Source organism: Actinomadura sp. GTD37, from assembly GCF_041951365.1.
Taxonomy (GTDB): domain Bacteria; phylum Actinomycetota; class Actinomycetes; order Streptosporangiales; family Streptosporangiaceae; genus Spirillospora.
Genome location: NZ_JBGNUS010000006.1, coordinates 538,342 through 552,601, shown reverse-complemented (window position 1 = coordinate 552,601; position 14,260 = coordinate 538,342). Strand labels below are relative to the sequence as shown.

Below are 14,260 nucleotides of genomic sequence, written 5' to 3'. Positions count from 1 at the left end.
CGCCCTCCACATTGCACCGAGTGCAATCCATATTATTGCACCGAGATATCTCGGAGATCTAGCATCGAAATCCCTCGGACCCCGGGAGTGCAATGATCTCGCCCACCGCCGCCGCGGCGGTCGCCGCATTCGCCCTCGGGCTCGTGCTGACCCCGGGCCCCAACATGATCTACCTGGTGTCGCGGACGGCGACGCAGGGCCGCCGCGCCGGGCTGGTCTCGCTCGGCGGGGTCGCCGCCGGGTTCCTGGTCTACGTCGCCGCCGCCACCGCCGGGCTCACCGCCGTCTTCACGCTCGTCCCGGCCCTGTACACGGCGGTCAAGCTGGCCGGCGCGGGCTACCTGCTCTGGCTGGCGTGGCAGGCGCTGCGGCCGGGCGGCGGCACCGCGTTCGAGGTGCGCGGCCTGCCCGCCGACCCGCCGCGCCGGCTCTTCACGATGGGCCTGGTCACCAACCTGCTCAACCCGAAGATCGCGATCCTGTACGTGTCGCTGCTGCCGCAGTTCGCCGACCCCGGGCGCGGGTCCATGGCCGTCCAGATCATGCTGCTCGGCCTGGTCCAGATCACGATCGCGCTCACCGTCAACTGCCTCATCGTGCTCGCCGCCGGCGGCATCGCCGCCTTCCTGGCGCGCCGCCCCGGCTGGCAGCGCGCCCAGCGGTACGCGATGGGCTCCGTCCTCGCCGCGCTCGCCGTCCAGACCGGCCTCTACCGGCCCGCCGCCGCCTGACGCGGGCCCCGCCGCCCGCGCCGCGGCGGCCGGGGCTTGCCATGATGGGGCGGTGATCGCACGACGGGACGACCCCGGCGGCCGCCGGCCTACGCCCGGGCGGCCGCCCGGCGCGGCGGTGTCGCTGCTCGCCGACCTGCTCGCCGGGAGGCTCCTCGACCCCGGCTACGCGGAGGCGGCGGCGCGCCGCGCGGCGGACGGCGGCGCCGCGCCCCGCCGCGGACGGCTGCGGGGCGGCGGCGTCCTGCTCGTCCTCGTCCTCGCCGGGACGCTGATCGCCGTCGCCGGGGAGCAGGCCCGCCGCGGCGAGCCCGTGGCGGCCGCGCAGCGGACGCGGCTGATCGACCAGATCCACGCCCGCACCGCCGAGACGGACGGCCTCCAGCGCCGCCTCGACGGGCTGCGGGCCGACACCGAGCGCCGCCGGGCGGGCGCGCTCGCCCGCAGCGACGAGGGGCGGCGCGTCCGGCGGCGGCTGGCCCGGGCCGGCGCCGCCGCGGCCGCCCTGCCCGCCGCCGGCGCCGGGATCGTGGTCACGCTCGCCGACGCCGCGCGCCCCGGCGGACCCGCCGCGCCGCGCCGCGCCGCCGACGGCGGCCGGGTCTATGATCAGGACCTCCAGGTCCTGGTGAACGGGCTCTGGGCGGCGGGCGCCGGGGCCATCGGGGTCAACGGGCAGCGGCTCGCGCCGACCACCGCGATCCGCACGGCGGGCGAGGCGATCATGGTCGACTACCGGCCGCTGAGCGGCCCCTACGAGGTCACCGCGCTCGGCGACCCGGACCGCCTGCGGGACGCCTTCGCGGGCTCGGCCGCCGACCGGCGCCTCACCGCGCTGCACGACCGGTTCGGGATCCGCTACGACGTGCGCGGCTCGTCCGCGGCACGGCTCCCCGCGGCGGGCACGGACCGGCTGCGCTACGCGGCCCCGGGCCCGGAGGCCGGCCAATGAGGCCGATGAGGCCGATGAGCGGGAGAGGAGGGGGCCGGGAGTGATCGCGCTGATCGGCCTCGTCATCGGCGTGGCGCTGGGGCTCATGCTGCAGCCGGACGTGCCCCTCTGGCTCCAGCCCTACCTGCCGATCGCGATCGTGGCCGCGCTCGACGCCATGTTCGGCGGCGTCCGGGCCCGGCTGGAGGGGGTCTTCGTCGAGAAGGTCTTCGTGGTCTCCTTCGTCGGCAACACCGTCATCGCCGCGCTGATCGTCCTCCTCGGCGACCAGCTCGGCGTCGGGTCGCAGCTGTCCACCGGCGTCGTGGTGGTGCTCGGCATCCGGATCTTCTCCAACGTGGCCGCCATCCGGCGGAAGCTGTTCGGCGCATGACCGGCGGCGACCGCGAGGAGCGGGGCGGGCGGGCCCGGCCGGCCGGGCTGAGCGGGCTCATCGGCCTGCTGCGCCCGCGGGCCGGCGCCGGCCAGATCGCCGGCGGCCTGCTGTGCCTGCTGCTCGGCTTCGCGATCGCCGTGCAGGTCCAGTCGACGAAGCGGGACACGACCTTCGCCACCGCGCGGCAGGACGAGCTCGCCGGGATCCTGGCCGACCTGGGGCAGCGTTCCGAGCGGCTGAGGACCGACCTGCGCGACCTGGAGGCCACCAGGGCCCGGCTCGAACGGGACGCCGAGGGCGGCACCGCCCTGGAGGACGCGCGCGAGCGGACGGCCACCTACGGCATCCTCGCCGGGACGCTCCCGGCCGAGGGGCCCGGCATCGAGATGCTGATCGGCGACCCCGGCGGCCGCGTCAAGGCGATCAACCTGCTGGACGCCCTGCAGGAACTCCGCGACGCGGGCGCCGAGGTCGTCCAGGTCGACGACGTCCGCGTCGGCGTCGACACCTATTTCCTGGACGGCCGGGACGGCGTCCGGGCCGACGGGCGGCTCCTGGCCGCCCCGTACCGGTTCCTGGCCATCGGCGACGCGCACACGATGACCACCGCGCTCAACATCCCGGGCGGCCTCGTCCGGACGCTGCGCGGCGCGGGCGCCGCGGTCCTGATCACCCCGCGCGCGAAAGTGACCGTCGGCGCGGTACGGTCTCCCTAGAGGGAACGGGGGGAGCGGTGAACCGGGCGACCGGCTCGCGCGCCGCGATCGCGGTGGTCCGCGCGGCGGCGTAGACCTGCGATCTGCGGCGAATGTAGTTTGGTCCGGTCGGCTCACCGCTCCAGTTGACCCCTCGGGCAATACCCGCGTAAGTTGCGGCGACCGTCGCGTGAGCGGGCGGTGAGTTGGACCGTGGTCGGGGGCGGGTCCCCGGCATGGGTTGGGTGAAGGATGCGCGTTGCGCAGGCGGCTCCCGCTGCGGCGGGGCGTCCGCGTGCGGCACGCCGATGGTAGGAGGCCGAGCCGATCGATGCCGAGCGTCTACTGCACGCAGTGCGGTCACGCCAACCCGGATGATGCCCGCTTCTGCTCGAACTGCGGCACTCCGCTGACCCGGAGTCCGTCCGCGCCGCCGCCGTACCGCGAGTCGCCCGGCGAGTCCACGTCCACGATCTCCATCGGCGGGTTCGAGGCGCTGGACACCGACACGGGCGCCGAGGAGCAGGCCGGTCCCGACCAGATGGCGATGGAGGCGCTGCCCCCGGGCACCGCGCTCCTCGTCGTCAAGCGCGGGCCGAACGCGGGCAGCCGCTTCCTCCTCGACAAGGACCGCACGTCCGCCGGACGGCACCCCGAGAGCGACATCTTCCTGGACGACGTCACCGTGTCCCGCCGGCACGCCGAGTTCGCCCGCCAGGGCGGCACCTTCTCCGTCCGCGACGTCGGCAGCCTCAACGGCACCTACGTCAACCGGCAGCGGATCGACCAGGCCGGCCTGTCCGGCGGCGACGAGGTGCAGATCGGCAAGTTCCGGCTGGTGTTCCTGACCAATCCGGCGCACGGCTGACGGAACGGAGGGGCGTTGAACGCGGAGCCGGCCCGGGCCCTGATGACGATCGGGGACGTGCTCGGGCTGCTGCGGCCCGAGTTCCCCGACATCACCATCTCCAAGATCAGGTTCCTGGAGTCGGAGGGCCTGGTCGAGCCGCAGCGCAGCCCCTCGGGGTACCGCAAGTTCGGCGACGCCGACGTGCAGCGGCTCCGGCTCGTGCTCACCGCGCAGCGCGACCACTACCTGCCGCTGCGCGTGATCAGGCAGCACCTGGAGGCCCGGGACCGGGGCGAGAGCGTCCCGCCGCTCGGCGGCCGCGAACCGGCGCGGCGCCGCCCCCGCACGCTGGTGGCGGCCGACACCACCGCGCCGGACCCCGCCGTCCGGCTCACCCGCCGCCAGCTCCTCGACGGCGCGGGGATCGACGAGGCCCTCCTCGCCCGCCTGGAGGAGTACGGCCTCGTCCACCGCAGCGGCCCGCACTACGCGGGGGAGTCGCTCGGCATCTGCCGGATCGCCGCCGCGCTCGGCGAGTTCGGCTTCGAGGTCCGGCACCTGCGCGCCGTGAAGGCCGCCGCCGACCGGCAGGTCTCGCTGATCGAGCAGGTGGTCGCGCCGCAGCTGCGGCGCCGCGACCAGGGTGCCCACGAGGAGGCCGCCGAAACGGCCCGGGAGATCGCCGCGCTGTCCGTGAGACTCCACTCCGCCCTGGTCAGCGCGGGGTTGCGGGAAAGCCTCGACCACTGATCATGGGCGCCGCGGAGGATTTTCCCGCACCGGCGGCGCGACGAGCTGTCCGAGCCTGGGTGTACGTTGGCTACATGGTTCGGTCAGGAATCGATCCGCTGCACGTGGTGATCGAGACAGCGAGAACCAGCAGGGAGCCGCTGTGAAGCAGATGGAGGTCGTCGGCGTCCGGGTCGAGATGCCCTCCAATCAGCCGATCGTCCTGTTGAAGGAGACGGAGGGCGATCGCTACCTGCCCATCTGGATCGGGGCGGTCGAGGCGACCGCGATCGCCTTCGCGCAACAGGGGGTGCTGCCCGCGCGGCCGCTCACCCACGACCTGTTCCGCGACGTCCTGGACGCCCTCAGCGTCCAGCTACGCACGGTGAACATCACGGCCCTGCGCGAGGGCATCTTCTACGCCGACCTGATCTTCTCCAACGGCGTCGAGGTCAGCGCCCGCCCGTCCGACTCCATCGCCCTGGCCCTGCGCACCGGCGCCACGATCTTCGCCAGCGAGGACGTCCTCGAGGAGGCCGGCGTGGCCATCCCCGACGAGCAGGAGGACGAGGTCGAGAAGTTCCGCGAATTCCTCGACACGATCACCCCGGAGGACTTCGGCCGCGCCGGGTGACGGCTAGGCGCGGGAGATGCCCGGTCGCGGGCAGTGGCGTGCATCCGCCTTGATCCTCGCCGTCATCCCGGCCCTGTGGCCCTGGTGTGAGGCTCCGCCGCCACGCGACCCCCGGTTCGGGCCGCCGCGTCCCCTGATGGCATGGCGGCCCGCTCAGCGGGTCGGAGCGACCGCGGTGATCAGCCCTCCGGCCCGTGCCGGACGGCGGTCTCGGGGGCGGCTCCGAGGGGGCGCGATAAGTGCCGCTTTTGGGGGTCCCGCTTTGGGGTAGGAGAGGGTGGGTGGCGGAGGTGTGCAGTTTGCCCATGTGAAGCCGGTTCATCCGGGCATGCGACGCGCCGACGATGAACGTTGACCACACCCTGACCGGCACCTACCGTGCTGGTGGAACACCCGTGGTGTAATTCGTCAAACCCCCTTGACGAAGCGCCACGGGGTGATAGAAGCCGGAGGTCCGCGTGGCGGTGAGCAGCGGCGAGGGCAAGGCGACCCCCGACAGGCACGTGGCGTCCCGCCGTGCCGGAGAGCAGGGCCTGCTCTTCGACACGCAGGTGTCCGCGCCGCCGGAGGATGTCGGCTACCGCGGCCCGACGGCGTGCGCCGCGGCGGGAATCACCTACCGGCAGCTCGACTACTGGGCCCGGACGAAGCTGGTCGAGCCGGGCGTGCGCGCGGCGCACGGGTCGGGCAGCCAGCGGCTGTACAGCTTCCGCGACATCCTCGTGCTGAAGGTCGTGAAGCGGCTGCTGGACACGGGCGTGTCGCTGCAGCAGATCCGGACGGCCGTGACGCATCTGCGCGACCGCGGGGTCCAGGACCTCGCGCAGATCACGCTGATGAGCGACGGCGTCAGCGTGTACGAGTGCACGTCGGCCGACGAGGTCGTCGATCTGCTGCAGGGCGGGCAGGGCGTGTTCGGCATAGCGCTCGGGCGGGTGTGGCAGGAGGTGGAGGGCAGTCTCGCGGAGCTGCCCGGTGAGCGGGCCGCCACGGACCCTCCCGACCACCCCCAGGATGAGCTCGCCTACCGGCGGCGCGTGCGCCGCAGCGGCTGACGCTCAGAGCGCCTCCTTGCGCTGCAGGAAGGCGAACGCCCCCCAGCCCGGCAGCACCGGCAGCCACAGCGTGAAGAGCCGGTAGAGCAGCACCGCCGACGTCGCCGTCTCCGCGGACAGCCCCGAGATCGTCAACGCCAGCGTCAGGGCGCCCTCGACGGCGCCGAGACCGCCCGGCGTCGGGGCCGCCGACCCCACCGCGTTCGCGGTGAGGAACACCAGCACCACCGTCGTCCACGGCAGCGAGCCGCCGAACGCGCGGATCGACGCGTCCAGGCACAGGACGAACGCCAGCGTCAGCAGGAGCGTGCCGCCCATGCCGGTGGACAGCTTCTTCGGCGACTGCAGGACGTCCACCAGGCGGGGCACCACGCCCGAGAACATGCTCTTCAGCCGCGCGGTGACGACGCGGCGGACGCGGGGGACCGTCAGCGCCAGGCCCGCCACCAGCCCCAGCACCAGCACGGCGATCACGATCGTGCGGGACGGCGCCAGGTCCTGCGTCGCCTTCGCCGTGGAGCCGGTGAGGAACCCGAACAGGACCAGCAGCAGGATGTGCGTGACCATCCCGACGAGCTGGGACGCGCCGACGCTCGCCACCGCCAGCGTGGGGCGCACCCCCGAGCGCTGCAGGTAGCGGGTGTTGACGGCGACGCCGCCGACCGCCGCGGGCGCCACCAGTTTCACGAACGACGCGGCGACCTGCACCAGGACCGTCCGCCGGAGCGGCAGCCGCTCCGGGACGAACCCCATCAGCATGAGCGCCGCGGCGACATAGGTGAGGGCCGCCGCGCCGAGGGCCGCGACGACCCAGTGCCAGCTCGCCGTGGCCGCCAGGTAGCCGACGTCCAGGCTGGTCACCTGCGGGATCACGATGTACGCGGCGATCGACAGCGCCACGATGCTGAAGATCGTCCGGGGCCGGAACCGCTCCAGCCTGGCCGGCGCCGCCTCGACCTCCGGCTTCAGCCGGACGATCTGCTCCCGGATGCGGGTCAGCAGGTCCCGGTCGCGGCGCAGCGCCTGCCGCGTCGCCCGCGACAGCGCCACCCGCTGCAGCAGCGGCACCGCGCCGCCCAGGGCCTCCTCGCCCAGCACGGCCGCGGCGGTCCGCACCGCCCGCTCGGGCCCGCTCCGCAGCGCCAGCGTGGTGAGCAGCTGCGCGAGGTCCAGCCGCAGCGCCAGATCGCCCGCCGCCGTCTCCCCGGCCCGCAGGTCGGTGACGTAGGCGAGGCCGTCCTCGCCGATCAGCAGCGCGTCGTCCTGCAGCCGCCGGTGCGCGAGCCGGCCGCCCTGCAGCGACCGGAACTGCCGCCAGACGTCGGTCAGCAGCTCGTCGGTGACCTCCTCGCCGGGCAGGTCGCCGAGCCGCCGGCCGGGCACGTGCTCGTAGGCCAGCAGCGCCGCCTCCGTGCCGACCTCGCAGGCGCCGGCCAGCCGCGGGGTCCGCACGCCCGCCGCGGCCACCGCGTACGCCATCAGCGACTCCAGCTCCAGGGACCGGCGCAGCGACCGCAGCGTCCGCCCGGTCGTGGCGGCGCGCAGCCGCAGCAGCCGCCAGATCCGGTAGACCAGCCCGGCGGTCTGCTGGTCGCGGTCCAGGACGCGGACCTCCAGGTCCCAGTCGCCGTGCCGCCCGTGGAACCGGAGGCCGTCCCCGTCCGGCGGCCCGCCCTCGGCGAGGACGACGCCGTAGCGGCGGCCGTCCTCGGTGTCGTCGGAGGGCTCGTCCAGCCGCGCGCCCCGCGCCGGCCGCAGCCCGAGCCGCTCCAGCGACGTGACGACCGTCGCGCCAGTCGGCCGCGGGTTCGGCGTCCCGACGGCGTACAGGGTGCCGTGGCCGATGGCGCGGCCGAGGAAGTAGGTCGCCGCGAGCGCCGCGACGGACGCGTAGGACGCGGTGAGCCCGGTCAGCGCCGCCAGCACGATCATCGTCCAGGTCGCGGCCTGCCAGCGGGCGCGTCCCGCCATCCCGACCGCGCTGACGAACGCGATCACGGGGGCGATGTCGGTGTGCACGGGCGCGGTCTCGGTGCCGCCCCAGATCAGCGAGTCCAGCACGCCGCCGGGCGCGGCCCGCACCACGAGGTCGTCGAGGCCGACCGTGACCCCGAACGCGATCACGGCGGCCAGCAGCGCTATCGCGACCCGCGTCCCGTCCTTGCGGAACAGCCGCTCGATCGCGAACGCGATCGGCACCGTCAGCACCCCGAAGCTGGACACCAGCGTCGCGAGCGTCAGCAGCGGCCGGGGCGCGTGCGCGGTGCCCTCCGCGATGTCGGTCTGCAGCCCGTGCGTGGTCTGCTGCGCGATCGACACCAGCAGCATCACCGCCGCCAGCCCCACCACCGACGCCGCGAACCTGATCGCGTCGGACGGCCGGCGGATCCGGTCCGGCTGGGCGGGCTCGTCCACGGGCACGCCCGCGGACGCGCCGTGCCGCGGGCGCGCCGTGCCGTCGCGGGTCTGTGTCACGCCGTTCCGCCGCCCAGGCCGTCCGTCATCATGGTCAGCGTCCCAGAACCGGCCGCGCGCCGTCGAGCGCCGTCCCGGCATCCGCCCGGACGCGCGCGCACCCCGCAGCCCCATCTCCGCCCCCATGGCCCGGGGTCTCGTCTTGTCCCAGGTGAGTGAGCACATCGTACCGGCCGGTACCGCCCGGACGCGGTGGGCCCGGCCCCCGCGTCCGGGCGGGATCCCGCCCCGGCCGCCCGGGGCCGGAACGATCGTCCGGAGCCGTCTTTGGGTAGGGTTCGTCCCAGGACATGCCGTCGACCCTGGGCGGGAGAGACCCCACGCCGCCAGCGTGGGGCGCCGAAGGGGCAACATCCCCGGAACCTCTCAGGCAAAAGGACCGCTCGGGCGAGGCACCTCTGGAAAGCAGCCGCCGGTCCCCGCACGCGGGGGCGGCGGCTCACCGAAGGGGAAACCCCGCCGCGCGCGGGTGAAGCTCTCAGGTGCCGATGACAGAGGGGGAGACCGGCCGCCGGCACGCGTGCCGGCGGTGGACCTGAGCGACCGCAGCAGCCCAGGAGGCTCTCTCCATGACCGCCCAGTTCTTCGCCCCCGTGGCCTCTCCGCAGCATCCGCGCGCCGCGTTCGCCGACCGGCACATCGGCCCCGCGCCGGACGACCAGGCCCGGATGCTGGCCGCCATCGGCTACTCCGGCGCGGAGGCGCTGGTCGACGCAGCGGTCCCCGCCGCGATCCGCACGGCCCGCCCACTGGACCTGCCGCCCGCGCTGAGCGAGACCGCCGCGCTCGACCGGCTCCGCGAGCTCGCGTCCCGCAACACCGTGCTGACGTCCATGATCGGGCTCGGCTACCACGGGACGACCACGCCGGGCGTGATCCGGCGGAACGTCCTGGAGAACCCCGGCTGGTACACCGCCTACACGCCCTACCAGCCGGAGATCTCGCAGGGGCGGCTCGAGGCGCTGCTGAACTTCCAGACCGTCGTCGGCGACCTGACCGGGCTGCCCGTCGCGAACGCCTCCATGCTGGACGAGGGCACCGCCGCGGCCGAGGCCATGGCCCTCGCGCACCGCCTGTCCAAGCGCAAGGAGCCGGGGACGTTCCTCGTCGACGCCGACGCGCTCCCGCAGACGATCGAGGTCGTCCGGACCCGCGCGATCCCGCTCGGCATCGAGGTGGTCGCCGCCGACCTGTCCGGCGGGCTCCCGGACGGCGACTTCTTCGGCGTGCTGCTGCAGTACCCGGGCGCGTCCGGGGCCGTCCGCGACCTGGAGCCCGTCATCGCGCAGGCGCACGAGCGGGGCGCCAAGGCGGTCGTGGCGGCCGACCTGCTCGCGCTGACGCTGCTGCGCCCGCCGGGGGAGTCGGGCGCCGACATCGCCGTCGGGTCCGCGCAGCGGTTCGGCGTCCCCTACGGCTTCGGCGGGCCGCACGCCGGCTACATGGCGGTCGGCGAGGGCATCCAGCGGCAGCTTCCCGGGCGGCTCGTCGGCGTGTCGGTCGACGCGGACGGCGCCACCGCCTACCGGCTGGCGCTGCAGACCCGCGAGCAGCACATCCGCCGCGAGAAGGCCACCAGCAACATCTGCACCGCCCAGGTGCTCCTCGCCGTGATGGCGGGCATGTACGCGGTCTACCACGGCCCCGAGGGGCTGGCGGCGATCGCGCAGCGCGCGCACCGCCGCGCCGCCGAGATCGCCGCGGGGCTGCGCGGCGGCGGCGTGGAGGTGGTGCACGGCTCCTTCTTCGACACCGTCCTCGCCCGGGTGCCGGGCCGGGCCGCCGAGGTCGTCGCCGCGGCCCGCGAACGCGGCGTCAACCTGCGCCCGGACGGCCCCGACCACGTCGGGATCGCCTGCGACGAGACGACGCTGCCCGAGCACGTCACCGCCGTCCTGGAGGCGTTCGGCGCCGCCGGCGCGGCCCGCGACGCCGCGGAGGCGATCCCGGACGCGCTGCGCCGCGAGAGCCCCTACCTGACCCACCCGGTCTTCCACGCGCACCGCTCCGAGACCGCGATGCTGCGCTACCTGCGCCGCCTCCAGGACAAGGACGTCGCGCTCGACCGCTCCATGATCCCGCTCGGCTCCTGCACGATGAAGCTGAACGCCACCGCCGAGATGGAGCCGGTCACCTGGCCGGAGTTCGCGGACGTCCACCCGTTCGCACCGGTCGACCAGGCCGCCGGCTACGTCGAGCTGATCGGCGAGCTGGAGGACGCCCTCGCCGAGATCACCGGGTACGCGAAGGTCTCCGTCCAGCCGAACGCCGGCTCGCAGGGCGAACTGGCCGGGCTGCTCGCCATCCGCGGCTACCACGCGTCCCGGGGCGAGGAGCACCGCGACGTCTGCCTGATCCCGTCGTCCGCGCACGGCACCAACGCCGCCAGCGCCGTCATGGCGGGGATGCGCGTCGTCGTCGTGCAGTGCGACGAGGGCGGCAACGTCGCGCTGGACGACCTGCACGCCAAGATCGGCGAGCACGGCGGCCGGCTCGCCGCGATCATGGTGACGTACCCGTCCACGCACGGCGTGTTCGAGGAGTCCATCACCGACGTGTGCGCCGCCGTGCACGAGGCGGGCGGCCAGGTCTACGTGGACGGCGCCAACCTCAACGCGCTCGTCGGCCTGGCCCGCCCCGGCGAGTTCGGCTCCGACGTCTCGCACCTCAACCTGCACAAGACGTTCTGCATCCCGCACGGCGGCGGCGGCCCCGGCGTGGGCCCGATCGGGGTCCGCGAGCACCTCGCGCCGTTCCTGCCGAACCACCCGCTGCGCGCCGAGGCCGGCCCGGGCACCGGCGTCGGCCCGATCTCCGCGGCCCCGTGGGGCTCGGCCGGCATCCTGCCGATCTCCTGGGCCTACATCGCGATGATGGGCCCGGACGGCCTGCGCGCCGCCACCGAGGGCGCCATCATCGCCGCCAACTACCTCGCCGCGCGGCTCGCCCCGCACTACCCGATCCTCTACACCGGCCGCAGCGGCCTCGTCGCGCACGAGTGCATCGCCGACCTCCGCAAGATCACCAAGGAGACGGGGATCACCGCCGAGGACGTCGCCAAGCGCCTCATCGACTACGGCTTCCACGCCCCGACGCTGTCCTTCCCGGTGGCCGGCACCCTGATGATCGAGCCCACCGAGTCCGAGGACCTCGCCGAGCTGGACCGCTTCTGCGACGCCATGATCGAGATCCGCCGGGAGATCCGGCGGGTCGCGGACGGCGGCTACGACCGCGAGGACAACCCGCTCCGGAACGCCCCGCACACCGCCGCCTGCCTGATCTCCGACGACTGGAAGCACGCCTACACCCGCGACGAGGCCGCCTACCCCGTCCCGTCCCTGCGCGAGAACAAGTACTGGCCGCCCGTCCGCCGCATCGACCAGGCCTACGGCGACCGCAACCTGGTCTGCTCCTGCCCGCCCCCCGAGGCGTTCGAGGACTGAGGACGCGGGATGGATATGTGATCTTGGTGGGGGTTTCGGGGTGTCGTCGCGGGACGCGGCGCGGACGGGTCGCTAGTCTCTGTGCGGACTCCAGAAACCCCCAGAGGGCAGAGGCCGATGAGCGAGTTGGCGGACGGGGCGCCGGGCCCCGCGCAGATGTGCGAGGAGGCCCGGAACCTCGCCGAGAGCGGTGAGGCGGGGCGGGCGGCCGCGCTGTTCGAGAAGGTGCTCGCCCTGGGCGAGACGCCCTGCCGGGCGCAGGCGGCGCTCGGGCTCGCCGTCGTCCTCGACGACGCCGGGGAGGTGGAGCGGGCCAGGGAGGCCGACCAGGTGGCGATCGCCACCGCCGACCCCGAGTACGGGCCGCGCGCCGCCTACCACCTGGCGCTCACGCACGAGCGCGCCGGAGAGCCCGGCCTGGCCGCGCCCGCCTGGGGCGCGGTGGTCGACTTCGGCAACCCCGCGTACCTGCCGCCCGCCCACCTGGCCCTCGCCCGGATCGCCGACGACGCCGGCGACTTCGACGCGGCGCGCGACCACTGGGAGGCCGCGGTCGGGACGGGGGACGCCGAGTACGGCCCGCTCGCCGCGCACGATCTGGCGCAGCGGCTGCTGGAGCGCGGCGACCCGGCGCGGGCGCAGCGGGTCCTGACCGCCGGACTCCGGCTGATCGACCGCGACGCCGCCCCCTACGCGTACGCGCGGCTCGCCGTCGCGCTCGGCATCTCCTACCTCGACCAGGCGATCGGCGCGTTCGGCGCGGCGCTGGCGGCGGAGCCGTCCGATCCGGAGGCCGGGCCGCTGGCCACCGAGCTGCTGGCGCGGACGCTGCCGCTGCGGGGACGCGGCGGCGAGGCGGCCGAGGTGTGGCGGCGCGGGCTGGCCGACCCGGGCGTCGCGCCGCAGGTGCGGGCGAGGCTGCGCCGCGACTTCGGCGAGGAGGACGCCGACGCCGGCCTGTGGTGGGAGCCGGTCGTCGAGCAGGCCGTGTCGGAGGGGACGCTCCCGGCGCTCGCCGGCGAGGCGTTCGGCGCCCTCGACCACATGTACGCGCTGCTCGCCGTCCGGTACGCCGAGCGCCGGGAGGACGAGGCGCACGAGGTGCTCGGCGGCGCGGTGCGGGTCCCGAGCGGCTACCCGTGGGGGCCGCTCCTGCACGAGAGCTTCGCCGAGCGGCTCCGCCTGGCCATGGGCACGACCGTCGCGAACTGGCCGGAGGGCTAGTCCCCGACGGCCGGGGACAGCGGGGTCCGGGGCCTGCGGATACGGTGGGCGCATGGAGGTCGTGACGGCGCACGGGCCCGCCGAGGTGGTCCTCGACGAGGTCGGCGACCCGGCGTTCCTGCTGGTCCTGACGCACGGGTCGAACGGGAGCGTGGACGCGCCCGACCTGCTCGCCGTCCGGGAGGCCGCGCTCGGGCTCGGCGGCGCCGTCGCGCGGGTCACGCAGCCGTTCCGGTTCGCGGGCCGCCGGGCGCCCGGCTCGCCCGTCAAGCAGGACGAGGCGTGGCTGGAGGTCATCGCGCGGCTGCGGGACGGGTTCGCGGGCGTCCCGCTCGTCCAGGGCGGCCGGAGCAACGGCGCCCGGGTGGCGTGCCGGACGGCGCGGGCGGCTGGGGCGGTGGGCGTGGTGGCGCTGGCGTTCCCGCTCCACCCGCCCCGCGATCCGCGGAAGACGCGGGTGGACGAGCTGCGCTCGGCGGGGGTCGAGGTCCTCGTCGTCAACGGCGACCGCGACCCGTTCGGCGTGCCGGACGCGGCGGACGCGGCGCACGTGGCGGTGCTGCCGGGGGAGCGGCACGATCTGAGCAGGGATCCCGCCGCGGTCGGTCGCGCGGCGGGGCCGTGGCTGGAGAAATGGACGGCCCGTCCGGTGCGGACGGGCCTTGGACAGGTTCCCTCTGGGCCCGGTCGGGCCCAGAGGTCTCAGGACAGCGGCGGGCGTTGCCCCCGAGGATGATCACCCGTTTGAACTAGTCCCCCCGTGGAGACCGCTCAAGCGGCGGACGGCGCCTGCAGGTCCGTCGGCCGGTGCGGCGCGATGACTTCCCCGTCGGGCAGCAGCTCACCGGTGTCCTCGAAGAGCACGACGCCGTTGCACAGCAGGCTCCACCCCTGCTCGGGGTGGGCGGCCAGCGTCCGCGCGGCGTCGCGGTCGGGTGCGTCGGACGAGGGACAGAGCGGCTGGTGCGGGCACATCGTGTGCCTCCGGTCTCAACTACTGGTAGGTCGTGGTGCTTTCCTTAATTGACGCACCCCAGTGTGGAGTGGTTCGCCCCGACCGGCTATAGCCCGTTGGGACGGTTGTCCGCTGGTACCG

Annotated in this window: 13 protein-coding genes and 1 riboswitch; of the genes, 11 read left to right on the top strand and 2 right to left on the bottom strand. The window is 74.8% G+C overall.

Going from position 1 to position 14,260, the window contains the following annotated elements; all coding sequences use genetic code 11:
- Nucleotides 1–92 precede the first annotated feature (92 nt).
- The 8 genes from ACA511_RS30100 (at nt 93) to ACA511_RS30065 (ending at nt 6,022) form a co-directional block, all read left to right on the top strand.
- Nucleotides 93–731, top strand: coding sequence for a LysE family translocator (locus ACA511_RS30100; protein WP_375028020.1), 639 nt, complete (start codon nt 93–95; stop codon nt 729–731).
- Nucleotides 732–783: 52 nt separating this feature from the next.
- Nucleotides 784–1,683, top strand: coding sequence for a DUF881 domain-containing protein (locus tag ACA511_RS30095; protein ID WP_375028019.1), 900 nt, complete (start codon nt 784–786; stop codon nt 1,681–1,683).
- 40 nt (nt 1,684–1,723) lie between these two features.
- The gene (locus tag ACA511_RS30090; RefSeq protein ID WP_375028018.1) at nt 1,724–2,056 is read left to right on the top strand and encodes a small basic family protein; all 333 of its coding nucleotides are present in this window, start codon (nt 1,724–1,726) and stop codon (nt 2,054–2,056) included.
- Nucleotides 2,053–2,775, top strand: a complete 723-nt coding sequence (locus ACA511_RS30085) for a DUF881 domain-containing protein (protein WP_375028017.1) — start codon at nt 2,053–2,055, stop codon at nt 2,773–2,775. Before ACA511_RS30090 ends, ACA511_RS30085 begins: the two co-directional genes overlap by 4 nt.
- A 310-nt stretch (nt 2,776–3,085) precedes the next feature.
- Nucleotides 3,086–3,622, top strand: a complete 537-nt coding sequence (locus tag ACA511_RS30080; protein WP_375028016.1) for an FHA domain-containing protein — start codon at nt 3,086–3,088, stop codon at nt 3,620–3,622.
- 15 nt (nt 3,623–3,637) lie between these two features.
- Nucleotides 3,638–4,354, top strand: a complete 717-nt coding sequence (locus ACA511_RS30075; protein ID WP_375028015.1) for a MerR family transcriptional regulator — start codon at nt 3,638–3,640, stop codon at nt 4,352–4,354.
- A 142-nt stretch (nt 4,355–4,496) separates the two neighbouring features.
- Complete coding sequence (locus tag ACA511_RS30070; protein WP_375028014.1) at nt 4,497–4,967, top strand: bifunctional nuclease family protein; 471 nt, start codon at nt 4,497–4,499, stop codon at nt 4,965–4,967.
- A gap of 458 nt (nt 4,968–5,425) precedes the next feature.
- A complete protein-coding gene (locus ACA511_RS30065; RefSeq protein WP_375028013.1) occupies nt 5,426–6,022 on the top strand; it encodes a MerR family transcriptional regulator in 597 nt (198 codons plus the stop codon).
- A 3-nt stretch (nt 6,023–6,025) separates the two neighbouring features.
- Here ACA511_RS30065 and ACA511_RS30060 read toward each other — a convergent pair whose 3' ends face one another.
- Nucleotides 6,026–8,497 carry a lysylphosphatidylglycerol synthase domain-containing protein gene (locus ACA511_RS30060; protein WP_375028012.1) on the bottom strand — a complete coding sequence of 824 codons (2,472 nt, stop codon included), beginning with the start codon at nt 8,495–8,497 and terminating at the stop codon, nt 6,026–6,028.
- 297 nt (nt 8,498–8,794) lie between these two features.
- A riboswitch (glycine riboswitch) is annotated at nt 8,795–8,889 on the top strand.
- A 177-nt stretch (nt 8,890–9,066) separates the two neighbouring features.
- Between ACA511_RS30060 and gcvP the strand changes: the two genes are divergently transcribed.
- The 3 genes from gcvP (at nt 9,067) to ACA511_RS30045 (ending at nt 13,900) form a co-directional block, all read left to right on the top strand.
- Nucleotides 9,067–11,940, top strand: coding sequence for an aminomethyl-transferring glycine dehydrogenase (gcvP, locus tag ACA511_RS30055; protein ID WP_375028011.1), 2,874 nt, complete (start codon nt 9,067–9,069; stop codon nt 11,938–11,940).
- Between the two features lie 117 nt (nt 11,941–12,057).
- Nucleotides 12,058–13,164, top strand: a complete 1,107-nt coding sequence (locus tag ACA511_RS30050) for a tetratricopeptide repeat protein (protein WP_375028010.1) — start codon at nt 12,058–12,060, stop codon at nt 13,162–13,164.
- Nucleotides 13,165–13,216: 52 nt separating this feature from the next.
- Complete coding sequence (locus ACA511_RS30045) at nt 13,217–13,900, top strand: alpha/beta family hydrolase (protein ID WP_375028009.1); 684 nt, start codon at nt 13,217–13,219, stop codon at nt 13,898–13,900.
- A gap of 35 nt (nt 13,901–13,935) precedes the next feature.
- Here ACA511_RS30045 and ACA511_RS30040 read toward each other — a convergent pair whose 3' ends face one another.
- Nucleotides 13,936–14,139 (bottom strand): DUF5999 family protein, encoded by a 204-nt coding sequence (locus tag ACA511_RS30040; protein ID WP_375028008.1) that lies wholly within the window; start codon nt 14,137–14,139, stop codon nt 13,936–13,938.
- Nucleotides 14,140–14,260: the final 121 nt, after the last annotated feature.